This is a genomic window from Rhodothermales bacterium (assembly GCA_039944855.1).
Classification (GTDB): Bacteria; Bacteroidota; Rhodothermia; order Rhodothermales; family JANQRZ01; genus JBBSMX01.
Window position 1 is genome coordinate 137,928 of record JBDUXZ010000005.1, and the last position, 23,536, is coordinate 161,463.

Here is a 23,536-nt window from a genome sequence, read left to right on the forward strand (position 1 = left end):
ATCGCGGGGCCGGCTCACCCGCCGCCGAGCGAGAACTGGAAGCGCCACTGCGGCTTCACCTCGAGGGGCGCCCCGTTGCGGAAGTCCGAGAACGAGTCGATCTGGTAGCCGTAGTTGAGGTCGATCAGGCCGAGGAACGGGAGGAACAGCTTGGCGCCGAAGCCGGCCGAGCGGTAGAGCTTGAACGGGTTGTAGTCGTCGAAGCTGTTCCACGTATTGGCCGCGTCGATGAACGCGTACGGCGCGGCGGTGAACTGCGGCGTCTGGATCGCCACGATGCGCGCCTCCATCGAGTACTTGTTGAGGATCCGACCGCCGACACGCTGCCCATTCTGCAGGGGCGTGATCGCGAGCGTCGGGTAGCCGCGCATGAAGATGATGTCCTTCCCGTAGCCCTGGAACGTGCTCTGCGCCTCGAGCGGCGAGCCGCCGACGAGGTAGCGTTGGAACTCCACGTCGTCGCCGTTGAGCGAGCCGATGTAGCCGAAGTCCCCGCTGAAGTCGAGCGCGAGGCGGCCGGCGATCGGCGTGACCCACCGCGTCTTGAACTCCTCCTTGTGGTACTGGATAAAGCCCGGCAGCGGCGCCGCGACCTCGGCCGAGAGCAGGAGGCTGGAGCCGACCGTCGGGAATTGCGGCGAGTCGAACGAGTTCCGCGTCAGGCTCTGCTTGACGGTGAGCTCCTGGCTCCGCCCCTCGGGCAGCCGGTAGCTCCGGCTCAGCGACTCGCCGTTGATGCTGTAGAGCCGGTAGCTGAGGTCGGTGCCGGTCTGGAAGAAGTCGTCCGGCCACTTCAGCCCCTGGCGATAGAACAGCCGGGCGCCGAAGGTCGAGAAGCTGAGGTCGTCGCTGTTGCTCGTCGGGTCGTCGAGCCCGATGACACTCGTGTTGTTCGTGAAGTCGCGGTAGGTGTACGAGAGCGAGCCGCCGATGGGCGTGTTGCGCCCGCGGAACCACGGCTCGGTGAACGTCACGGAGTAGCTCTGGTAGCGGAGCCCGCTCGTCTGCACGGAGAGCGCGAGCTGCTGTCCGTCGCCCGACGGCACCGGCTGCCAGGCCGAGCCGTTGAAGAGGTTCTGGATCGAGAAGTTGTTGAACGCGACACGGGCTTGGAGGATGAGCCCGTAGCCGCCGCCGCCCCAGCCGCCCGAGAGCTCGAGCTGGTCGCCCCCGGTCTCGACGAGGTTGTACGTGAGGTTGACCACCTTCGCCTCCTCATCGATCGACACGCGCGGGCCCTCGGCGAGCTTGGCCTGGTCGAAATAGCCGAGCTGAATCAGCTCGCGAATCGAGCGCTCGATGGCCTGTCGGCTGTAGGTCTGGCCGGGGATCGTGCGGATCTGGCGGCGAATGACGTGCTCCTTCGTCCGCGTATTCCCCTTCACCGTGACCTCGCCGAACTCGTACACGTCGCCCTCGTCGATCTCGAACGTGATGTCGAGCGAGTCGCCGGCGACTTCGGTGATCTGCGGCTGGATGTTGAAGCGGAGGTAGCCGCGGTCCGAGTAGAGCGAGGTGATGTCGGTGTGCTGCGGGTTGTAGTAGAGCGAGCTTTCGAGCCGGCTGCGGCTGTAGACCTCGCCGCGCGCGAGGGCGAGCGCCTGCCGGAGCTGCTCGTCGGTGTACTCGACGTTGCCCTCGAACGCTACGTCGCGGACGTGGTACTGCGGCCCCTCCTCCACCTCGATGGCGACGACGACTTCCGGCTCCCCGCCGCTGGTGTCGAGGTAGACGGAGTCCTGGAGGATGCGAGCGCTGTAGTAGCCGCGGTCGTTGTAGTAGGCGATGAGGTTCTGCTTGTCCTCTTCGAACCCTTGCTTGTCGAAGGTCGACGCACCCCAGAAGCGCCACCACCGGTCCTCGGGCGTGTTATCCAACTGCTTCCGCAGCTTCTTGTCGCTGAACGCCTGGTTGCCCTCGAAGTCCACGTCGCCGATCTCCACTTTCTGGCCACGGCTGACGTCGAACGTCACCGTCACATTCCCGTCCGGCATCGCCTCCTGCTGCGTGTCGATCGTGACGAGGCGGAAGCCCTTGTCGGAGAAGTACTCGTGGATGACCTGCTCGGCGCGCTCGATGTCGGCGGGGCGGAGCGCCCGGCCGCGCAGGAGCGGGATCTGCTTGCGGAGCTCGTCGCGGTCGCCGCCTTTGACGCCCTCGAACTTGATCTCGCTGAGGCGGGGCACCTCCTCCACCTTGATGGTGAGGAACACCCCGTTGCCGACGAACCGGTCGGCCATCACGTCGATGTCGGTGAAGTTGCCGAGTTCGTAGAGCCGGCGGATGGCGTCGGAGATGGCCTGGTCGCCGGGGAGCGTGACCGACTGCCCGACGCGGAGGCCGCTGGACTGGAGCACGAACTGCCGCGCCGTTTCGTCCGTGACGCCCTCGACGGACACGCCGAGCACCTCGTACGAGGTGGGGCCGGCCTGCGCCAGCGGCTGCCCGATCCCCTGCGCGTGGGCGGATGGGACCGCGACGACGGCGAGGAGGGCGCAGAGAAATAGGAACGGTCGAGTCAACGGCGGGAAGGTCATATCGGGAGGGTGGGCGCGGGTCGGCGGGCGCTGGCGACGCGGGGAACGGCGGGGCAGGCGCTCCGCAGAGGGCATCGGTTCGGCTTACGAACGCTGGCTGCGGCGGGGTTATTGCGCGGCTGCGGTGCCTGTCAGTGTGCCGGCGCAACGTCCGGCTGCACGCGGCCGAACCGGCGCTCGCGGTTCTGGAAGTCTTCGATGGCGGTGTAGAGCTGCTCGCGGCGGAAGGCCGGCCAGAAGCGCTCGGTGACGTGGATCTCGGTGTAGGCGAGCTGCCAGAGCAGGAAGTTCGACACGCGGACGTCGCCGCCCGTGCGGATGAGGAGGTCGGGGTCGGGCATCCCGGCGGTCGTCAGGCGCGACGCGACGGCCTCTTCGTCGACCTCGGCGGGATCGAGCCGGCCAGCGGCCACCTCTGCGGCGATGAGCCGGGCGGCGCGGGCGAGCTCCCACCGCCCGCTGTACGACAGGGCGAGGTTGAGCGTCATCCGCGTGTTGTGCTTCGTCAACTCCTCGGCCTCGCGCATCTCGGCGGCGGCCCGCTTCGGCAGCCGGTCGAGCTCGCCGAGGGTCTGCACGCGGATGTTGTTGTCCTGCAGCCGGCTCACCTCGCGGCGGATCGTGCGGACGAGGAGTTCCATCAGCGCGACGACCTCGGTCGGCGGGCGCTGCCAGTTCTCGGTCGAGAACGTGTAGAGCGTGAGGTGTTGCACGCCGATCTGCGCGCACGCCTCGGTGATGTCGCGGACGGACTCGACGCCCTCGCGGTGCCCGGCGACGCGGCTCTGCCCCTGCTGCTTCGCCCACCGCCCGTTACCGTCCATGATGGCGGCGATGTGGACGGGGATCTCGCCGCGCGCCTGCAACGCCCGCTGACGGGCGGCGTCGGCGTCGGTCTGCGGCTCTTTGGTGAGGGAGACGATGGGCACGGGGCGGGATGGGGTCATGCTTCAGCATGGAAAGGTACGGAGCGCCCCTTCCTGCCCTCGTGTGCCGCGCGTGAAAAGTCTACCGAAACGCGGGCTACGATGTTTGTGCTCCAGGTCCCGTACTGACCGAAGCCAGTCAGCCAAAGTCGAGGCAGGCAGCACGCCGACCTACTGTACCTTCCATCCTTCCGCCCACGCTGCCACGTCGGAATTATAGGGTGGCATTTCCACCCAACCAATGGTTCTGCCGCCGCCTCCAGCCCCGATCAATTTCATGAAGCATCTCCTGCTCCTCGTCTTCCTCCTTCTCGCGGCGTGCTCAGCCCCGCATCGCGGGTTCGAATGGCCGAGGGAGCCTCTTACGCTTGCGGAGTACAACGCACTCTTCGCCGAGGTAGAGGTCGCGCAGAGTGAGACCTACGGCCGCACGCCCGAGGACGCTATCCGGATCGGACGCTACGGCCCCTTCAAGGGAATACAGGCCTCATCGGAGATGATCGCGCGCCTAAGGAAGGACGGGAAGCCACTGCAAGTGGTGACGCGAACATCGATGTACACCGTTGCCCCGGACTCCGCCTCGGCACAGCCTGCACCTCACGGTCCCCCGAGGCCGGAAGGCGTCGTCATCGTGGATTCGTACCTCCTCACGCCTGTTGGGACGAGTGACACCCTTCGGCTCTATTTCGACCCTTATCACGTAGCCCCGATACGTGCCCCCCGAGGGATGGAGTGGGTATTCCCTGTGCAGGGGTGAAGCGCGGCAGAACACTGTTTTGCGGCAGAACACTGTTTTACCGTCTTCCACTCATCTCAGAGCCGGGTGAAGTCGTTGAAGATGACGAAGGCCATGAAGGCGAGGAGCAGCACGAAGCCGACCTGCTGCACGACGACGCGGACCCGCACCGAGGGCTCGCGCCGCGTGATCCCCTCGTAGAGCAGGAACACGAGGTGGCCGCCGTCGAGGACCGGGATCGGGAGGATGTTGAACACGGCGAGGGCGATCGAGAGCATCGCCACCATGAACCAGAACTGCTGCATCCCGGCGTCGGCCGCTTGCTTCGTCGCCTGCGCGATCATCACGGGGCCGCCGACGCTCTCGCGCACGTCGTCCTTCCCGGTGAAGAGCCGGCCGATGAGCTGGCCGTAGAGCCCGATCCAGCCCACGGTCTCGGCGCTCCCGGCCACGACGGCTTCTCCGAGCCCGTACTCCCGTCGCTCGACGCCAAACTCCTGCTTCAGCATCTCCGCCGACGGCGCGTTGATCCCGAGCATAAAGCGCGGCTCCTCATCGTCGCCGACCGTCCCGCTCTTCGGCGTCACGGCCGCTTCGAACACGGCGTAGTCGGCCGTGCGCTCGACGGGTTCGAGCGTCGCGTCCTCGGTCAGGAGTGAGTCGGCGCGGGTCCAGCGCACGGTGATGGGCCGGCCCTCCGACTCCTGAATCGCTTCCGACATCTGGATCCAGAACGTGACGGGCTCGCCGTCGACGGCGACGATCCGGTCCCCCGGACGGATGCCTGCCTCGGCGGCGGGGTCGCCGCCGATCACGTTCCCCACGAGCGCCGGCCAGGGGTCGACGCCGAACTCGCCTTTCGCGCGGTTCAGCTGGGAGGCGAAGTCCTCGGGTGCGGTGAGCGTAACCTCCTCCCCACCGCGCTCGACGGTGTAGGTCGCGCGGTCGGCCGAGAGCGCGGCGATGCCGCCGGTCGGGTCGAACTCGCGGAGCGGCTCGCCGTTGACGGCGAGGAGGCGGTCGCCGGTGCGGAAGCCGATGTCGGAGGCAAGCGAGCCGTCGGCGACGTAGACCGCGCGGACGTTCTCGGCGGGGATGTACGTATCGCCGTAGCCCCACTTCAGCCCGATGAAGATGGCGAAGGCGAGGATGAAGTTGAAGATCACCCCGGCCGTGATCACGACGATCCGCTGCCACACCGGCTTCGCGCGGAACTCGTAGGGCTGCGGCTCCTGGTCGAGGTGCTCGGTGTCGAGGGACTCGTCGATCATCCCCGTGATTTTGACGTAGCCGCCGAGCGGGATCGCCCCGATCCGGTACTCCGTCTCGCCGACGGTCTTGCTCACGATGCGCGGCGGGAAGCCGATCGAGAACTGCTCGACGCGCATCTTGAACAGCTTCGCCGCGAGGAAGTGGCCGAGCTCGTGGATGAACACGAGGATGCCGAGCGCGAGGCCGACCCAGAAAATGTAGGAGAGAATCGTGAGGACGAGGTCCATCGGTGGGGGTCTTTGGTCAGTGGTCCGTAGGCGGAGGTCCAGAAGCGGGGGTCCGTCGCTTGGCGTCTAACGGATGGCAAACCCCCGAGCGTGCCCGAGGCTCCGGCTAAAAGGTGAGGCTTCCGTGGAGTTCGCGCACGCGTGCCCGCGCCTCGGCGTCGACGGCTTCGAGCGCGTCGAGCGAGTGCGGCACGCCGGAGTCGGCGCGTTCGAGCGCGGCTTCGACGAGGCGGGGGATGTCGGCGAACCCGATCTGCTCGTCGAGAAAGAGGGCGACGGCGGCCTCGTTCGCGGCATTCAAAACGGCCGGCGCCGTCCCCCCCGCTGCCAGCGCGTCGAAGGCGAGGCGGAGGCAGGGGAAGCGGTCGAGGTCCGGCTCCTCGAAGTCGAGACACGCGATCTGCGACCAGTCGAGGCGGGGGTGCGGGGCGGGCCAGCGCTCAGGGAATGAGAGGGCGTACTGGATCGGCACGCGCATGTCGGGCACGCCGAGCTGCGCCTTCACCGAGCCGTCGCGGAAGTGGACGAGCGAGTGGATCACCGACTGCGGGTGGACGAGCACGTCGATCTGCTCCGGCGCGAGGTCGAACATCCACCGCGCCTCGATCACCTCCAGCCCCTTGTTCATCATCGTCGCCGAGTCGATCGTGATCTTCGCGCCCATCTCCCAGTTCGGATGCGCGAGGGCTTCGGCCCGCGTGATCTGCCCGAACGTCGCGGCCGGCCGTGTGCGGAACGGGCCGCCCGACGCCGTCAGCGTGATCGACTCGATGCTGTCCGGCGGCTCGCCGACGAGGCACTGGAAGAGCGCCGAGTGCTCGCTGTCGACGGGCAGCACGGCCGTTTCGTGGGCCTCGACGAGCCGCTGCACGAGTTCGCCTGCGACGACGAGCGTCTCTTTGTTGGCGAGCGCGATCTCCTTCCCCGCCCGGATCGCCGCGACCGTCGGCCGCAGCCCGGCGAACCCGACGACGGCCGCCACGACGGTCTCGACGCCTTCCGCCGTCGCCGCCGCTTCGAGCCCCTCGGGGCCGACGAGCACGAGGACGCCGAGCCCGTCGAGCGCATCGCGGAGCGTCGCCGCCCGTGCCTCGTCCCCGATCACGACGAAATCGGGGCGGAAGGCCCGCGCCTGCTTGGCCAGCAGGTCCGCGTTCGCGTGCGCCGTGAGCGCGACGATGCGGAAGCGCTCGGGAAAGAGCCGGACGATCTCCAGCGTCTGCGTGCCGATCGAGCCCGTCGAGCCGAGGATGGCGAGCCCGCGCGGGGCGTCGGCGTGGAGGCGGGTCGGTCGGTCGAGGCGGGGGAGCATAGAAAAAGGGAAGGCGGGAGGCCGGAGCGGTCGTACCATCGGGCGCTCGGTCCTCGCCTCCGATACAACAACCCGCGAAACTTACGCGTTGGGGTTCCATACCACAATGCCGCTGCTCGCCCGGCCGCTCATGCCCGTCCGTCGCCTCGTCTCCGTCGTCCTCCTGCTCCTCCCCTTCGCGGCGAGCCCCGCGTGGGCGCAGCGCCCCGTGCGCCCCGTGCCGGACACGCCCGTCAACCCCGAGACGGCCAAGTTCCGCCTCGCCGACGCCTACCTCCGCGCGGGCCAGTCCGACCGCGCGCTCGCAATCCTCGAGGACCTCCACGCCGCCGACCCGACCTCGTTCGCCGTCTACGACAAGCTGAAAGAGGCCTACGTCACCGTCAAGCGCTACGACGACGCGCTCGCCCTCATCGACGCCCGGATCGAGCAGACGGCAGCGACGCCGAACCTGCTGGCCGAGGCGGGCCGGCTCCATTTCCTCAACGGCGATCTCGACACGGCCGAGCAGACGTGGCAGGCAGCGCTCGACGCCGCGCCCGACAACCCCTCGACGTATCGGCTCGTCTACGCCGCCGAAGTCGAAGCCCGGCTTTTCGAGCAGGCCATTGCCGTGCTGTTGCAGGGCCGCGAGCGGCTCGGCGAGCCCGCCCTCTTCCGCGCCGAGCTCGCCGAGCTCTACGGCCGCACCGCGCAGCATGAAGAGTCGATGGGCGAGTACGCCGCCCTGCTGAGCGACGAGCCGGGCCAGCTCGGGCTCGTGCAGAGCCGGATCGGGCGGATGCTCGACAGCGGCGGAACGGCTGAGGCGTTTACGACGGCCGTCGAGCGGCTCATCCGGCGCGAGCCGCTCGTGATGGCCTACCGCGAGCTCGCCGCGTGGCTCTACGCCGAGACCGGGGACTTCCCCGCCGCACTCGACGCGACGCGCGCGCTCGACCGGCTCCGCGACGAGCAGGGCCAAAGCCTCTACGCCTTCGCCGACGCCGCCCTCACCGCCGACGCCTTCGACGAGGCGCTGCAGGCCTACGAGATCATCCTCGACCGCCACACCGACGGGCCGATGGCTCCGCTCGCGCTCCTTAGCACGGGCCTGCTCTACGAGCTGCGCGGCCAGCGAAGGGGCGAGCGCGCCTTCGACGCCGACGGCAACCGGATTCCGGCGGCGGATTACGACCTCGCCCGCGACCGCTTCGAGGCGTTCCTCCGCCAGCACCCGACGCACCCGAACTACCCCGTCGCCCTCCGCCAGCTCGCCGGCCTGCAGAAAGACGTGTTCCGCGACTACGGCCAGGCGGAGGCGCTGCTGCGCGAGGTGCTGACGCGCTTCCCAAACGGCCCCGTCGCCGCCCGCGCCCGGCTCGACCTCGGCGAAGTAGCCCTTCTCCGCGACGACCTCGGCGCCGCCCGCGCCGCGTTCACCCAAGTTGAAGAGAGCGAGCGGATCGGCGAAGCAGCAGAACTCGCACGGCTCGAACTCGCGCGGCTCGCGTTTTACGAGGGCCAGTTCGAGATGGCCGAGACGCGGGCGCAGGCGATGAACCGGAACACCGCCACCGATGTCGCAAATGACGCGATCGCCCTCAAGCTGCTCCTCTCCGAAAACACCGGCCCGGACTCGACGAATGCCGCGCTGCGGACGTTCGCCCGCGCCCAGCTCTTGCAGCGCCAGCAGCGCCCCGCCCTCGCCCTCGCGTCCATCGACAGCCTGCTCGCCGCGTTCCCCCAGCACGCCCTCGCCGACGACGCCCACGTCCTCCGCGCCGACGTGCTCCGCGCCCTCGGCCGCTTCGACGACGCCCTCGCCGTCCTCGCCGCGTTCCCCGAGCAGTTCCCCGACAGCCACCTCGCCGACTACAGCCTGTTCACCGTCGGCGAGACGTGGGAGCGCGACCTCGCCGACCCGCAGGCGGCCCAGGCGGCCTACGCCGACCTCCTCGCCCGCTACCCCGGCTCGCTCCTAGCCCCCGAAGCCCGCGCCCGCATCCGCCGCTTGCGTGGGGATGGGGTCTGACACGCGCGGCACCACGACAGACCCGCCTCTCTCGACCTCTGCGCCATGAATCGGTTCGCTCCCCTCCTCTTATTCGTACTCACCGTCTTACCGGTGTCGGCGCAGGACCTGCTGATCCCGATGGGCGAGCGGCAGAGCGACCACCTCAAAGCGTACGGCGCGGTCTACTGGGCGCTCGAACGGAGCATGGACGTCGAGTGGTTGCTGAATTACCGGGGCGGGTCGTTCCTCGCCGCCGCGACGCCGGAGCTGGAGCAAGAGCTGCGGATTCGCGGCGTGAGCTTCGAGCCGCTCGGCGGCGGGGGCGCGGCGCAGATCATCGCCGAAGTCGAGAGCCCCGGCTCGAATTCGAGCGTGGTCCGGCTGGAGAAAGCGCCGAAGATCGCCGTCTACGCGCCGAAGCAGAGCCTGCCGTGGGACGACGCCGTGACGCTCGCGCTCACCTACGCCGAGGTGCCCTACGACCTCGTCTACGACGGCGACGTGCTCGACGACAAGCTCGGCGAGTACGACTGGCTCCACCTCCACCACGAGGACTTCAGCGGGCAGTACGGCAAGTTTTACGCGGCCTACCGCACCGCCGCGTGGTACCAGGAGCAGCAGCGTGAGGCCGAGGCCGAGGCCCGGCGACGCGGCTTCGCCAAAGTGAGCCACCTCAAGCTCGCCGTCACCGAGGCGATCCGCAGCTACGTCGCGAATGGCGGCTTCCTCTTCGCGATGTGCTCCGGCACCGACACGTTCGACCTCGCCCTCGCCGCCGCCGGGACGGACATCGTGCCCGCCGAGTTCGACGGCGACGCCGTGGACCCTGGCGCCATCGACGCGCTCGACTTCTCGCGGACCCTCGCCTTCTACAATTTCCGCCCGAGCTTCAACCCGATGGAGTACGAGCACGCCGACATCGACGTGACGCCGCCGCCCCAGCTCCGCAACCCCGCCGTCGACTACTTCACCCTCTTCGACTTCTCCGCGAAGTGGGACCCCGTCCCGACCATGCTGACGCAGAACCACGTAGCCACGGTGAAGGGCTTCATGGGGCAGACGACGAACTTCCGCAAGGACCTCGTCAAACCTGGCGTCGTCATCCTCGCCGAAGCGCCGGGGCGCGACGAGGTCCGCTACCTCTACGGCCCGCTCGGGCAGGGATTCTTCGCCTTCTACGGCGGCCACGACCCCGAGGACTACCAGCACTACGTCGGCGACCCGCCGACCGACCTCGCGCTCCACAAGCACTCGCCGGGGTACCGGCTAATCCTCAACAACGTGCTCTTCCCTGCCGCGAAGAAGCAGAAGCAGAAGACGTGAGCGAGCGCTCCGGTCCGTTCCGACGCCCTCAGCGGTCGGTCACGGTGAAGGTGACGGTTTGCGACCCGCCCTGCTCCGAGGACGAACGAGCATCGTCCGTCGGTGAGACGGAGTAATTGACGCCGAGTCCGCTCTGGGTGACGCGGGAGATGCCCGTCACGAGGTCCACAGCATTCGCGCTGTCGAGGGTGCGGGAGCCCGTGCTCGATCCGCTCGCCGTCGGCGCTGCGAGCGCGACGTCGAGGGCGAGGTCGGCTGTGAATCCCGCGCCGAGTTGGCCGGTGATCTTCTTGCCGTACCCGTTCGTGCTAAAGGCGTAGGTCGCGGTCGCTACGGCGTCAGCCTCGGGAGCCGGATGCTCGGGGGCCGAAGACAGCGCCATCGACACGTCCGCCGCGACGGAAAGGTTGTTGACCTCCTCGACGATGATCGTGACGCCCTGGGTGGCGTGCTGTGCGGTCGCCGCCACGCTGACGGCCCCGAGCAGCACGCCGAGTACGATCCACCGACAGGTTTGCCTCATGGGTCCACGGGTTGAATTGGGACAAGAACGAGACAGGGGGCATGTGTACCCGCACACCTCGGGCGCACGTGCTCGTGCGCCCCGGGCTCTTTCCGCCGCCGGCTTCGGCGCGATCACAGGTGCAGCCCCCATCGTCTCGCTCGTTATCGTCGGCGATCACACCGTGCGAACCCCTCCTCGGAGCGAATTGCGAAGCGACCCGTGTGGCGCGTTCCGACCCGTAGCCCGAGCGCTTCGTGGCACGATGCGTACTTTTTTGCCGACGCTTGGCACGGCGTCGCGGGCCGTGCCTCGGGGCCGTGCGTAGGTTCTCCGTCCCACCACCTCCCACCCACGCCTCTCACCCATGCCCTTCCGTCTCCTCTTCCTCCTCCTCGCCGTCGGACTCGCCGCACCCAATGCGCACGCCCAGCGCGGCACGTTCGGCATCGGCGGCCAGATCGGCGACCCCACGGGCCTCGCGCTCAAGTTCAACTCCGGCCGCAACGCCTTCGACCTCGCCACCGGGTGGGACCTCGACGACTACCTCTTCGTGCAGGGCCACCTCCTGCTCCGCGAAGCCCGTCTGCAGGGGTCGTCCTCCGACTTCCGTTACTTTTATGGCCCCGGCCTCTTCCTCGGCGTCCGCGACGGCAACGGCAACCGCGACGGCAGCACGGCCTTCGGCATCAGCTTTAACGCCGGGCTCGCGTACTATACGGGGCAGATCGAGATCTTCGGTCAGCTCACGCCCCGCCTCCGCCTCATCGACGATACCGACTTCGACGTCGGCGGCGGGCTCGGCATCCGTTTTTACCCCTAAACCTCCTCCCCCGATGGACCGTCCCATTCGCGTGCTGATGGCGAAGATCGGCCTCGACGGGCACGACCGCGGCGCGAAAGTCGTCGCCGCCGCGCTCCGCGATGCCGGCATGGAAGTGATCTACACCGGCCTCCGCAAGACGGCCGAGCAGGTCGTCGCGGCCGCGCTGCAAGAGGATGTCGACGTGATCGGCGTGTCGATCCTCTCCGGCGCGCACCTCACCGTGTTCAAAAAGCTCCGCGACGGACTCGCCGCTGAGGGCATGCACGACGTGATCATCCTCGGCGGCGGGGTGATTCCGAACGAGGATATTGCGCCATTGGAGCAACTCGGAGTCGACAAGGTGTTCACGCCGGGCACGTCGCTGGCCGAGATCGTTGCGTACCTTCGGGAGACCGTATCCGCCCTCGACCGAAGCTAGCTCGCCCGTGCCTCCCCTCTACCAGCGCATCCTCCTCACCGGCGCAAATGGCCTCGTCGGACAGGCGCTCGTGGAGCGGCTGAGCGCCGACGCGAGCGTGGACCTCCTCGCGACGGGCCGCGACGACCGCCCCCGCTTCACCGAGGGCTCGTGCGGCTACACCCCGCTCGACATCACCGACACCGAAGCCGTCCGCCGCCTCTTCGTCGACTTCGCGCCGAGCGTGGTCATCAACTGCGCGGCGATCACGAAGGTGGAGCAGGGCGAGGAAAACAAAGAGGCGTGCTGGGCCGTGAACGTCGACGCCGTCGCCGCGCTCGGCCGGCTCTGCAAGGCGCAGGGCGTCCGCCTCGTCCAGCTCTCGACGGACTTCGTGTTCGATGGCTCGGCCGGGCCCTACGACGAGCGCGACCGGCCCGACCCGATCAACTTCTACGGCCGCTCGAAGTGGGCGAGCGAGAACGCCGTACGCGCCGCCCGGCTGCGACGGTGGACGATCGTCCGCACGGCCCTCGGCTACGGCACCGGCCATGCCCTCACGCGCTCCAACTTCGGGCTCTGGCTCGTCGAGCGGCTCCAGCGCGGCGAGCCGACGGCCGTCGCCACCGACCAGATCCGCACGCCGACGTACATCCCCGATTTTGCCGACGGCATCGCGCGCGCCGTCCGGCTGAACAAGAACGGGCTCTACCACCTCGCCGGCCGCGAACTCCTCTCGGTCTACGACTTCGCCCGACGCCTCGCGCAGCGCCTCGATCTCGACGCCTCGCTCATCACGCCGACGACGACCGACGTGCTGCACCCGGACGCACCGCGCCCGCTCCGCACGGGCCTGCTCATCCTCAAGGCCGAAACCGAGCTAGGCTACAAGCCGCGCCCGCTCGACGACGCGCTCGACCACTTCGGCCAGCGCCTCGGCCTCCCCGTCCCCACGCGCTGACCCCCCGCCGCGCTCGCGGTCGCTCGCACGCTCACTCCCGACAAGTCGGGGCAGGGGGTCCGCCTCAGCCGTCGCCGTCGGGGCCGCCGCTCTCGGCGACGAAGGTGAACGTGCTGAGCAGGCCGTCGCGCTCGGCGACGAGGATCAGCCCGTCGTCGGAGAGGGAGTAGACGACGCGGTCGGCGTCAGCGAGGCGGGGGCCGAGGTCGAGCCGGATGCCGCAGCCGATCTCGGTGCAGCCGAGGCCGGTGAAGGCGAGGACGTTGCCGTCACTCCGATAGCCGCCGCTGCACTGGTTGCACGAGTTGATGGCGACCTCGGTCTCGCTCGCGAATCGGAGCGTCGTCGGCGTGGACTCCGTCGAATCGCCCGGCGGGAATGCGGTGTGATCGAGCACCCACGTCGTCCCGATCAGGTCGTTTTCGAGGTTCGCGTCGCACCCCGACCCGAGGCCGAGCGCGAGGAGGAAGAAGAGAACGGGGCCAGACAGACGAATCATCGGGGGAGCGGTAACTGAGGGAGGGTTGCTCTGTTGGGAAGCTCTCTACGTTGTCATCCCGAGCGGAACAGCGTGGAGTCGAGGGATCTTTTCGGGCACGGGTTCAACAGTCCGCTGCGTGCTTCCCCGGAGAGATCCTTCGTCTATGGCCTGCGGCCTCCGCTCAGGATGACATCCAGTTGGGCTTCTCAACAAAGCAGAGGCAAAGGTAGCGTGAACATCGCCGCCGCCGCGCCGTTTCGCTGCCGCCGCGATGCGCGCCGCGATATTTTGCACGCTCCCCTCCTCGACTCCCCCGACTCCGATGCTCGACCTCCAGACGCTCCGCGACGATCCCGACCGTGTCCGCCAGGCCATGCGCGACAAAGGCGATTACGACCCGTCGCTCGTCGACCGCGTGCTCGAAGTCGACGAGCAGCGGCGCGCCGCAGTCTCGGAGTTGCAGGAGGCACAGACCGAGCTGAATGCGTCGTCCAAGCAGATCGGGCAGTTGATGGGACAGGGCAAGCGCGACGAGGCGCAGGTGCTCATCCAGCGCACGGCCGACCTCAAGCAGCGCGTGAAGGAGCTGGAGGACGAGCCGAAGCGGCTTGAGGAAGAGCAGCGCCGCCTGCTACTGGAGATCCCGAACCTCGCTCATCCGAGTGTCCCCGTCGGCCGCACCGAGGCCGACAACGAGGTCGCGTTCACGTGGGGCGACACGCCGACATTCGATTTCGAGCCGCTGCCGCACTGGGAGCTCATCGAACGGCACGAGCTCGTCGACTTCGAGCGCGGCGCGAAGGTGGCGGGCGCAGGCTTCCCGTTCTACATCGGGAAAGGCGCGCGGCTGCAACGCGCCCTCGTCCAGTTCTTCCTCGACCTCGCGGGTGAGGCCGGCTACACCGAGATGCAACCGCCGCTCGTCGTGAACGAGGCATCGGGGATCGGGACCGGGCAGATCCCGGACAAGGAGGCGATGATGTACGAGGCCGAGCGCGACGAGCTCTTCCTCATCCCCACGGCCGAGGTCCCCGTCACCAACTTCTTCCGCGACGAGATCCTCGCCGCCGACGCCCTCCCGACGAAGTTCGCCGCGCACACGCCGTGCTTCCGCCGCGAGGCCGGCTCGTACGGCAAAGACGTGCGCGGGCTCAACCGGCTCCACCAGTTCGACAAGGTCGAGCTCGTCCAGTTCGTCCACCCCGACGCGAGCTACGACGCGCTCGAATCGCTGCGCGAGAACGCCGAGCGGGCCGTGCAAGCCCTCGGCCTCCCGTACCGCCGCCTGCTGATGTGCACGGGCGACATGGGCTTCACGCAGAGCATGAAGTACGACCTCGAAGTGTGGAGCGCCGGGCAGGATCGCTGGCTCGAAGTCTCGTCCATCTCCAACTTCGAGGCCTACCAGGCGCGGCGGGCGAACATCCGCTTCCGGCCCGCCGACGGCGGCAAGCCGCAGTTCGTCCACACCCTCAACGGCAGCGGGCTCGCGCTCCCGCGGATCGTCGCCGCCCTGCTCGAAAACAACCAGCAGGCCGACGGCAGCATCTCGATTCCCGAGCCGCTCCGGCGCTACACCGGGTTCGACACCATCGGCTGAGCGAGGGGGGGCGCGTGTTCGGACTCACCGAGCCAGTCGCGGAACACCGCGTTGCGTCTCGCCTGCATCACGCTGAGCCCGGCGAACGCCGCGTTCAATCCGACGATCTCGAAGAGGAAGAAGTACAGCGGACTGCCGAGCAGGGCCGCGACGAAGATCGCGATCGTCCGGTAATTCGAGCAGAGGATCGACCAGCGGCGGACGGCGTCGAGGTTCGTCGCCCGGTACGCCGCGCGGACCTCGGCCTCTCGCTCTCCGCCCTCGCCGAGCGCGTGCTCCATCTCGCCGATGAGGGCGGCGTCGATCCCCGCGAGGCGGTACTGGATGCGGAGGTACGCGAGGTACAGCTTGCCGAAGAGCAGCGACGCGCCCTGCTTGCCGTCGAGGCTGCGGTGGAACGCCTCGGGCCGCTCGATCCGCGCCGAATGCTTCGCGTGGACCCAGTAGTCGTAGGCCTGCCGCTTGAACTCGTACGCGCTCGCCTGCACGAGATGACTCAGCCCTGCTGCCACGGCGACGAGCCACACCCACGCGCCGAGCACCGACGCCGCCGCAACCGTGAGGCTGACGTAGACGAGCGCAAAGGCAACGTGGTCGCACAGCCCATCGAGCACCTTCCCGATCTCCGACGTCTGCCCCGTGAGCCGCGCGAGTTGGCCGTCGGCGCCGTCCATCACGTGCCAGCCGATCATGAAGAGGAAGCCGGCGAGGGCGTACGGCCACAGGAAATACTGGTAGTAGGCCACGGCCGCGAGCCCGCCGAAGACCATCCCCATCACCGAGACCGCGTTCGGGCGCACGCCCCACCGGGCGAAGAGCGGCACGAGGGCCGCGCTCATCGGGTGGACGACGTAGACGTTCGTCGTCTCCTCGATCTCGCTCGTCCTTTTGACCTGCGGCCGTTCCAGCATGTTCGAAAACGTCAAGCGTGTGCGTGCGTCGAAAGCCGCGATTACGCGCTACGTGACGCGCTGTTGCACGTGGCGCATCGTGATAAAAAGGCCGGCGAAGATAAAAACGTAGTAGCTCAGCAGCCGCCACACCAGCAAGGTCGGGGCCACGAGCGACGGCGGCAGGAGGTCGGGGCCGAAGAACAGCACGTAGAGCCCTTCGACGCCGCCCGCGCCGCCCGGCGTCGGCATCGCGAGCGCCCCCAGTTGCAGCGCCGCCGAGCGGAGGAATATCAGCAGTTCGTCCGTCGCCGAATATACGCTTCGGATCACGAAGACCGCGAGGAGGTAGCGGCTGATCCACGGCACGAGCGTGAGCCCGAAGCCCTTGGCGTAAAAGGACAACGGCTGCGCGCGCAACACGGCCGAGCGCGTTTGCAGATCGCTGAGGACGCGGAGCCCGCGCGTTCGGAACCGCCGCAGCCACCGGATCCGCAGCACGCCGCCGACGAGTCCCGTCAGGAGTTGGGGCCGCACGAGCGTGCCGTACGCGAAGACAAGCACCCACGCCATGTACCCGAGGAAGACGAGCGCCAGCGACCACGCCCCGACCGTCCCGAGCGACGCCGGGAAGACGTCGACGTACGCCGCGCACACGACGAGCACCGGGATTGTCAGCGCGAGGCAGAGCTGGTCGATGAGCATGGCGAAGAGGATGATCGACGTGGCCTCGCCGAGCGGGAGGCCCCGGTCCCGCGCCATGAACACCGACACGAACGGCCCGCCGCCGACCGTCGACGGCGTGACGTAGGCGAAGAAGTCCCACGCGATCTGGCTCCGCACGCTCGCCCGCATGTCCAGCCGGCCCCGTGAGAAATAGCTCAGCCGCCACCCGCCGAAATACACCCGCACCACGACGGTCCCGACTGCCCCTGCGAGGAACCACGGGTTGAACCCGCGCGCGATCGCAGCGAACGAGTCGAGGTCGAACGTGAAGTAGCCGACGGCGCCGAGCGTGGCGAGGCTGAGGAGCAGCGGCCACGCAATACTGCGGGCACTGATGCGGCCCCGCCCGGCAGACTCGGTCGCGACGGCAGGAACCGAGGGGTCTTCCCCGCTCTCAGGACGGGACGCGTTGGGATCAGGTGCTGGAACCACGAGACGCGCTCGGCAGGATGTGGGGACGGGACGGGCGCCGGAATAATACCGCTCGCCCGCCTCGTCCCCGTGCTCCAGCGATCACACGGCGCGCGATTGCTTCAGGAGGTCGCGGATCTCGGTGAGCAGCTGCTGATCGGCGGACAGCTCGGGGGCGGAGGGCTCCTCGGCGACCTCGGCCTCGGCTTCCTTCTTCAGCCCGTTGATCCACTTCACGAAGATGAACACGGCGAAGGCGACGATGAGGAACGAGATGACGGTGTTGAGGAATGCGCCCCACGCCATCACCACGGCACCCGCTTCCTGCGCAGCGGCGAGCGAGGCATACGGCCCGACGGGGTCGCCCTGCTGCAGCACCGAATAGATGTCGCTGAAATCGACATCGCCGATGAGGAGGCCGAGCGGGGGCATGAGGATGCCGTTGACGAACGCCGTGACGATCGTCCCGAAGGCCGCGCCAATGATGATGCCGACGGCCATGTCGACCACGTTGCCTTTGACGGCGAACTCCTTGAACTCATTCCACATGGATGGAGGGGCGCTTAGGGGTGATGGGGGAAACCACTAGTCACGGAGACGCCCCAAAGTATTACCCCTCTCCGACTTATCCAACCGGGCGAGCGCCATGCCCGGGGGTCGGTCCTCCCCACGCCCTTTCCGTTTCGAAGGGCCCTCGACCCATCGCGTAACCCGAGCCTCCTTTCAGTCCTGCCATGCGTCACGAATCCAGGGATTTCCTGTCGCCTGAAGCGTCCTCGCGGCAAATGCACGGAATTTGCTTCGCATCGGGACTCAGAGCGGGTCTCGATCCTGGACGTTCACGGTTTCTCCAACGGCATGTCGCTTATGAATCGTCGTCGCTTCCTCACCCTCAGCCCCACGGCCGCGCCGAGTTCGCCCGCGCCTCCGCAACCCATCGCCTCCCCCCCGGCGGTGCGCGGCGGCCTCGAACCGTACACCCCCTCCGAGAGCGCGCCGTGGGACGAGCGCCGGGCGGCCCACCTCGTCCGCCGCCTCGCCTTCGGCGCCTCCGTGCCGGACCTCACCGAGGCCCTCTTCCGCACCCCGTCGCAGGCCGTCGACTACTTCGTCGACCAGGCCCTCGCGCGCCCGCTGCCCGATACGCCGACGTGGTACAACTCCACCCCGAACGGCGGCCAGCAGAACATCGACTGGCTCTATGCCTGGCAGGAAGGCTGGTATGCCGAGATGCGCGCCGGCGGCCTTCGCGAGAAGATGACGCTCTTCTGGCACGACCACTTCGCCACCGAGGTAAACGTCTACGGCCTCGCGCCCTACGCCTACCAGTACCTCACGCACCTCCGCACGCACGCGCTCGGCAACTTCCGCACCCTCCTGAGCGGCGTCGGCACGCTCCCGGCGATGCTGATCTACCTCGACGGCAACTCGAACACGGCCGGCGACCCGAACGAGAACTACGCCCGCGAGCTGTACGAGCTGTTCACGATGGGGATCGGCAACTACGAGCAGGAGGACGTCTCGGAGACAGCCCGCGCGCTCACCGGCTGGCGCGTCAACGCCGGCACGCTCTCGTCCTCCTTCGACCCCGCCCGCCACGATGGCGGCCAGAAGACGATTTTCGGCCAGACCGGAGCCTGGGGCTACGCCGACGTCCTCGACCTCGTCTTCGCGCAGCGCGGGGCGATCACGGCGCAACGCCTCTGCCGCAAGCTCTACGAGTGGTTCGTCTACGGCGTCCCGAACGACTCCGTCGTGCAGGGCATGGCGGCGACCCTCGTGGCGAACGACTGGAACGTCGCGCCCGTACTGCGCCAGCTCTTCAAGAGCGCGCACTTCTTCGACGACGCGTTCATCGGCGCCCAGCTCAAGGACCCGTCCGACTTCCTCATCGGGCTCGTGCGCGAGCTCGGACTCACGCCCTCGGCCGAGATGTGGTCGACGTACCGCGAGCTCGGCTTCACGCTCGGGCAGGAGCTGCTGAACCCGCCGAACGTGGCGGGATGGGACGGCTACCGGACGTGGATCACGACGGGCTCCGTGCCCGAGCGGCAGATCGTCACCGCCTCCGCCCTCTTCGGCGGCGGGCCGTTCGACGCTTACGACCCGCTCCCGCTCATCGAGCAGATCACCGACCCGACGAACGTCTACTCCGTCGCCGGCGACCTCGCCGACTTCCTCCTCACGGCCACCTTCGACGAAGAGGAGCGGGCCTTCCACGTCGAAATCCTCCTCGCCGGCGCGCCCTACTACGAGTGGCCCCTCCTCGTGCAGACGAGCCCGGAGACGGCGAAGGAACGGCTTCGCAACCTGCTGAACCACCTCGTCACGCTCCCCGAGTTCCAGCTTACGTGATGCGATAGCGACGCCCTCACTCCGTCTGCGCCCCCTAGCCCCCGAGCCCTATGTGTGATCACCACGACCACCACGCGCCTGCCGCCGCCGAACCCGAGGTCACCGCCGCTGAAGGCCGCGCGATCGCCCTCGAGCACGGCGCCGACCACGACCGCGACCACGCCCTCTGGAGCCGCCGCGACTTCATCACGCGCTCCAGTGTCGCCGCCGGCGCGGCGTCGTTCCTCCTCGGCACCCGGCAGGTCAGCGCGCTCGGCCACGCGCCCCTCCTCCAGCGCCTCGCCCAGCTCGACGGCAACCGCTCGCTCGTGATCGTGCAGATGGCCGGCGGCAACGACGGGCTCAACACGATCATCCCGATCACGAACGACCGCTACTACCAGGTCCGCCCGACGATCGCGATCCCCGGCAGCCAGGCCGTCGCGCTCGACGCCGACACCGGCATGCACCCGGCGATGAACGCGCTCGAACCGATGTGGGGCGACGGGCAGATGGCCGTGCTCCAGACCGTCGGCTACCCGTCGCACAACCTCTCGCACTTCCGCTCGACCGACATCTGGGCCTCGGGCAGCCCGGCCGACGACTACGTCCGCAGCGGGTGGACCGGCCGCTACTTCGACAACCAGTTCCCCGACTACGGCCAGGCGCCGCCCGACTTCCCCGTCGCGATCCGCATCGGCGGCGCGACGTCGACGCTGCTCCGCGGCGGCGATCTCACGATGGGGATGAGCCTTTCCAGCCCGCGGCAGCTGCAAGACCTCGCCGAAGACGGGACGATCTACGACGAGGCCGACGTGCCGCCGACGGCCCACGGCGACGAGGTCGCGTTCGTCCGCTCGATCTTCAACGCCTCGTTCCGCTACCGCGACTCCGTCGTCGACGCCGCCGCTGCGGCCGAGAACAGCGTCGAGTACCCCGCTGACGGCTTTGCCGAGACGCTCGCCGTCATCGCCCGGATGATCAAAGGCGGGCTCGGCGCCCGGCTCTACGTCCTCCAGATTGGCGGGTTCGACACGCACTCGAACCAGGCGAGCCGGCACCAGCAGATCCTCGGCCGCCTCGCGAACGGGATGAGCGCGTTCTTCGCCGACCTCGCCGCGGGCGGCGCCCAAGACGACGTGCTCGCGATGACGTTCTCCGAGTTCGGCCGCCGCGTCGAGGAAAACGGCTCGAACGGGACCGACCACGGCACGGCCGCGCCGATGATGCTCTTCGGCGGCGGGATCAACGGCGGGCTTTACGGCGACGCGCCCGACCTCCTCGACCTCGACAACGCGGGCAACCTCCGCCACTCGATCGACTTCCGGCAGGCCTACGCCACCGTCCTCACGCAATGGTTTGGCCTGCCCACGGCCGACGTGGAGAACATTCTCTATGACAGCTTCGAGCCGCTCGGCTTCATCGCCGACCCCGTCGCCGCCGACGGCGGCCCCTCCGCCCCGCTCGATTTCGCCGTCGAGGGCAACTACCCCAACCCCTTCACGAGCCGAACCACGATCCGCTTCCGCCTCGGCGACGCCGGCCCGGTGCAGGTCCGCGTGTTCGACCTGCAAGGCCGCGAGGTGCGCACGCTCGTAGACGGCCCGCTCGCCGCCGGCACGCACAGCCTGTCGTTCGAGGCGCTCGACCTCCCGAGCGGCACGTACCTCTACCAGATCGAGACGCGGCGCGGCGCCCAGAGCCGCCCGATGACGCTCGTCCGATAACGCCCTCCCCCCGCTCCACCCCACCACGCCGACGACCCATGAAACCCACGCTGTTCTTCCTCTTCTTCCTCGCCCTCGCCGTCACCGGCTGCGACGCCACGGGCGACGAGCCCGGCTCCGGCCCGAACGGGAGCGCCCCCGGCTACCCCGTCGTCGTCGACGAGCAGTGGGGCTTCGCCGACGCGCGCGGCTCCCTCCGCATCGCCCCCCGCTTCACGTTCGCCGATGACTATGCCGACGGCCGCGCCGCCGTGCAGATGGGCCCGTTCTGGGGCTTCGTCGACGAAGCCGGCAACGAGGTGATCGCGCCGCAGTTCGACTTCGCCGGACGCTTCGGCGACGGCCTCGCCCCAATCCGCACGATCGAGGGCTGGGGCTACATCGACGCCGCCGGGACGGTCGTCGTGGCGCCCGCCTACGACAACGCCCGCTCGCTCTCTGACAACCGGGGCGCGGTGAAAGACGGCCTTCGCTGGGGCTACGTCGACGGCAGCGGCGCGGTCGCGATCGAGCCGCAGTTCGCCTTCGCCAGCGACTTCTCCGAGGGGCTCGCCGCCGTCGAGACCGTCGAGGGCTGGGGCTACATCGAGGCCAGCGGCGCCCTCGCGATCCCGGCGAGCTACGGCGACGCGAAGGCGTTCAACGACGGCCGCGCCCCCGTCCGCATCGGCGACCGTTGGGGCTACATCGACCGGAGCGGCAGCCTCGTCGTGAACCCGCGCTACGGCAACGCCGGGCTGTTCTCCGAGGGCACCGCGCCCGTGCAGATCGACGGCCGCTGGGGCTTCATCGACGCCTCCGGCGAGGTCGTCATCCGCCCGCAGTTCGACGAGGCGAAGGCGTGCTCCGAGAACCGCGCACCCGTCCGCCTCGGCTCGCGCTGGAGCTACATCGACTGCGACGACGGCCTCGTCATCACGACGCCGCGCTTCACCGCCGCCTACCCCTTCAACGGCATCGCCAAAGTCGAGCTCGACAGCCGCGTCGGTTACATCGACCGCGCCGGCGAGTACGTCTGGGTCCCCACCGACTGATCCCACCCGAGCGCTACCTCCGTCCTCGTACAGACGCAGCATGCTGCGTCTCTACTACCCCGCTTTCATCTGCATCGAACCCATGCGCTACGCCTTCCTCCTCCTCTTCCTCGTCCCGTTCTGGGCCGCGTGCGACACGGCCTCCGACGACGGCACGGGCCCCGGCTCCTCCGGTGACGAGCGCCCGACGCTCTTCCCCGTCGAGCGCAACGACCTCTGGGGCTACATCGACAACGCCGGCGGGATCGTGATCCAGCCCGAGTACTACAGCGCCCGCCCGTTCTACGGCGACTTCGGCCCCGTGCGCGGCCGGCGCAACAACCAGAACTTCTGGGGCTACATCACCCGCGACGGTGAGATCGCGTTCGACCTCCCCGTCGACGAAGCCTTCCCCTTCTCCGGCGGCGTCGCGCGCGTTCGTGCCGGTGGGCGGTATGGCTACGTCAACACCGAGGGCCGCTACGTCATCAACCCCGTCTTCGGGCAGGCGGGCGACTTCAAAGGGGGCGTGGCGCGCGTGCAGATGAACGGGCACTACGGCTTCATCGACCGGAGCGGTGCGTTCGTGATCGAGCCCGACTACGACGAGGTCGAGAATTTCGCCGACGGCCGCGCGCTCTTCCGCGACGACGACGACGACAAGTACGGCTACCTCGACCGCGACGGGGCGGTGGCGATCGAGCCGCAGTTCGATCAGGCCCGCTCGTTCGCCGACGGCCGCGCCGCCGTCAAAGTCGGCGACCGCTGGGGCTACATCGACACCGACGGCCGCTTCGCCATCGACCCCCGCTTCATCAGCGCCGGCGACTTCGGCGACGGCCGCGCGCCGGTCCGCACCGAGAACCTCTGGGAGTACGTGAACGAGCGCGGCGAGCGTGTGATCGCCCCGGCTTTCGACGACGCCCGCGCGTTCAGCGAGGGCCGCGCCGCCGTCCGCACCGAAGGCCGCTGGGGCTTCATCGACGAGGCGGGCAACGTCCTCCGCGGGCCCGACTTCGACGAGGTGGACGCGTTCGAAGGCGGCGTCGCCCGCGTGTGGGTCGGCGAGCTGATGGGCTACATCGGCACGGGCGGGCAGTACGTCTGGATCCCCGCGCAGTAACCCCCGCGCCTCCCGTTTGCCGCCCCGGCCCGGTCCGAGCGTCGCCCCCGCGACGCCTGCCGAGCCGGGGCGCTGTCGTATTCCGGTGCCGGATCGCGCCTGCGCGTGTGACTTCGATCACGGCACTCGCGGCTCCCCCTTCGACCCAACGCCAGCGCGCACTGCACTTTGCGCCGGCCGATCGACTCGCTATCCTGTAGCTCGTGTCCCGCCCCT

The 23,536-nt window shown here is 68.7% G+C and carries 20 protein-coding genes; 11 read left to right on the plus strand and 9 right to left on the minus strand.

Annotation, left to right across the window (positions count from 1 at the left end):
* Positions 1–14: 14 nt before the first annotated feature.
* Positions 15–2,537 (minus strand): outer membrane protein assembly factor BamA, encoded by a 2,523-nt coding sequence (gene bamA, locus ABJF88_03180; protein MEP0545907.1) that lies wholly within the window; start codon positions 2,535–2,537, stop codon positions 15–17.
* Between the two features lie 131 nt (positions 2,538–2,668).
* Positions 2,669–3,484 (minus strand): isoprenyl transferase, encoded by an 816-nt coding sequence (locus ABJF88_03185; GenBank protein ID MEP0545908.1) that lies wholly within the window; start codon positions 3,482–3,484, stop codon positions 2,669–2,671.
* A gap of 256 nt (positions 3,485–3,740) precedes the next feature.
* Between ABJF88_03185 and ABJF88_03190 the strand changes: the two genes are divergently transcribed.
* On the plus strand, positions 3,741–4,220 hold the full coding sequence (locus ABJF88_03190; protein ID MEP0545909.1) for a hypothetical protein: 480 nt from the start codon (positions 3,741–3,743) through the stop codon (positions 4,218–4,220).
* A gap of 56 nt (positions 4,221–4,276) precedes the next feature.
* Here ABJF88_03190 and rseP read toward each other — a convergent pair whose 3' ends face one another.
* Both rseP and ABJF88_03200 read right to left on the minus strand, forming a co-directional pair.
* Positions 4,277–5,698 carry an RIP metalloprotease RseP gene (gene rseP, locus ABJF88_03195; GenBank protein ID MEP0545910.1) on the minus strand — a complete coding sequence of 474 codons (1,422 nt, stop codon included), beginning with the start codon at positions 5,696–5,698 and terminating at the stop codon, positions 4,277–4,279.
* Positions 5,699–5,804: 106 nt separating this feature from the next.
* The gene (locus tag ABJF88_03200) at positions 5,805–7,010 is read right to left on the minus strand and encodes a 1-deoxy-D-xylulose-5-phosphate reductoisomerase (GenBank protein MEP0545911.1); all 1,206 of its coding nucleotides are present in this window, start codon (positions 7,008–7,010) and stop codon (positions 5,805–5,807) included.
* Positions 7,011–7,140: 130 nt separating this feature from the next.
* Between ABJF88_03200 and ABJF88_03205 the strand changes: the two genes are divergently transcribed.
* Both ABJF88_03205 and ABJF88_03210 read left to right on the plus strand, forming a co-directional pair.
* Entirely contained in the window at positions 7,141–9,024 is a 1,884-nt protein-coding gene (locus tag ABJF88_03205) for a tetratricopeptide repeat protein (protein ID MEP0545912.1), read from the plus strand.
* Between the two features lie 45 nt (positions 9,025–9,069).
* Positions 9,070–10,329 (plus strand): asparagine synthetase B, encoded by a 1,260-nt coding sequence (locus ABJF88_03210; protein MEP0545913.1) that lies wholly within the window; start codon positions 9,070–9,072, stop codon positions 10,327–10,329.
* 28 nt (positions 10,330–10,357) lie between these two features.
* Here ABJF88_03210 and ABJF88_03215 read toward each other — a convergent pair whose 3' ends face one another.
* Positions 10,358–10,852 (minus strand): hypothetical protein, encoded by a 495-nt coding sequence (locus ABJF88_03215; GenBank protein MEP0545914.1) that lies wholly within the window; start codon positions 10,850–10,852, stop codon positions 10,358–10,360.
* Between the two features lie 346 nt (positions 10,853–11,198).
* Between ABJF88_03215 and ABJF88_03220 the strand changes: the two genes are divergently transcribed.
* The 3 genes from ABJF88_03220 to ABJF88_03230 are packed head-to-tail and all read left to right on the plus strand — an operon-like array spanning position 11,199 to position 13,015.
* Complete coding sequence (locus tag ABJF88_03220) at positions 11,199–11,654, plus strand: outer membrane beta-barrel protein (GenBank protein MEP0545915.1); 456 nt, start codon at positions 11,199–11,201, stop codon at positions 11,652–11,654.
* 13 nt (positions 11,655–11,667) lie between these two features.
* Positions 11,668–12,075 carry a cobalamin B12-binding domain-containing protein gene (locus tag ABJF88_03225; GenBank protein MEP0545916.1) on the plus strand — a complete coding sequence of 136 codons (408 nt, stop codon included), beginning with the start codon at positions 11,668–11,670 and terminating at the stop codon, positions 12,073–12,075.
* Between the two features lie 7 nt (positions 12,076–12,082).
* Positions 12,083–13,015 (plus strand): NAD(P)-dependent oxidoreductase, encoded by a 933-nt coding sequence (locus ABJF88_03230; protein ID MEP0545917.1) that lies wholly within the window; start codon positions 12,083–12,085, stop codon positions 13,013–13,015.
* A gap of 64 nt (positions 13,016–13,079) precedes the next feature.
* Here ABJF88_03230 and ABJF88_03235 read toward each other — a convergent pair whose 3' ends face one another.
* Positions 13,080–13,514, minus strand: a complete 435-nt coding sequence (locus ABJF88_03235; protein ID MEP0545918.1) for an META domain-containing protein — start codon at positions 13,512–13,514, stop codon at positions 13,080–13,082.
* A 304-nt stretch (positions 13,515–13,818) separates the two neighbouring features.
* On the opposite strand from ABJF88_03235, the gene serS reads away from it, so the two are divergent.
* Positions 13,819–15,096 (plus strand): serine--tRNA ligase, encoded by a 1,278-nt coding sequence (gene serS, locus ABJF88_03240; protein MEP0545919.1) that lies wholly within the window; start codon positions 13,819–13,821, stop codon positions 15,094–15,096.
* On the opposite strand, the gene ABJF88_03245 is transcribed toward serS, so the two are convergent.
* The 3 genes from ABJF88_03245 to mscL all read right to left on the minus strand — a co-directional run bounded on the left by ABJF88_03245 (position 15,069) and on the right by mscL (position 17,672).
* The gene (locus ABJF88_03245; protein ID MEP0545920.1) at positions 15,069–16,022 is read right to left on the minus strand and encodes a CDP-alcohol phosphatidyltransferase family protein; all 954 of its coding nucleotides are present in this window, start codon (positions 16,020–16,022) and stop codon (positions 15,069–15,071) included. The genes serS and ABJF88_03245 overlap by 28 nt on opposite strands.
* Positions 16,023–16,055: 33 nt before the next feature.
* Positions 16,056–17,144 (minus strand): lysylphosphatidylglycerol synthase transmembrane domain-containing protein, encoded by a 1,089-nt coding sequence (locus ABJF88_03250; GenBank protein MEP0545921.1) that lies wholly within the window; start codon positions 17,142–17,144, stop codon positions 16,056–16,058.
* Between the two features lie 81 nt (positions 17,145–17,225).
* Complete coding sequence (mscL, locus tag ABJF88_03255) at positions 17,226–17,672, minus strand: large-conductance mechanosensitive channel protein MscL (GenBank protein MEP0545922.1); 447 nt, start codon at positions 17,670–17,672, stop codon at positions 17,226–17,228.
* 318 nt (positions 17,673–17,990) lie between these two features.
* Here mscL and ABJF88_03260 point away from each other — a divergent pair, with 318 nt between their 5' ends.
* From ABJF88_03260 to ABJF88_03275, 4 genes are read left to right on the plus strand one after another with little or no spacing between them, the layout of a single operon-like run.
* A complete protein-coding gene (locus tag ABJF88_03260) occupies positions 17,991–19,478 on the plus strand; it encodes a DUF1800 domain-containing protein (protein MEP0545923.1) in 1,488 nt (495 codons plus the stop codon).
* A 50-nt stretch (positions 19,479–19,528) separates the two neighbouring features.
* Positions 19,529–21,184, plus strand: a complete 1,656-nt coding sequence (locus ABJF88_03265; GenBank protein ID MEP0545924.1) for a DUF1501 domain-containing protein — start codon at positions 19,529–19,531, stop codon at positions 21,182–21,184.
* Positions 21,185–21,222: 38 nt separating this feature from the next.
* Positions 21,223–22,218 (plus strand): WG repeat-containing protein, encoded by a 996-nt coding sequence (locus ABJF88_03270; protein MEP0545925.1) that lies wholly within the window; start codon positions 21,223–21,225, stop codon positions 22,216–22,218.
* Positions 22,219–22,258: 40 nt separating this feature from the next.
* A complete protein-coding gene (locus ABJF88_03275) occupies positions 22,259–23,320 on the plus strand; it encodes a WG repeat-containing protein (protein ID MEP0545926.1) in 1,062 nt (353 codons plus the stop codon).
* Positions 23,321–23,536 lie beyond the last annotated feature (216 nt).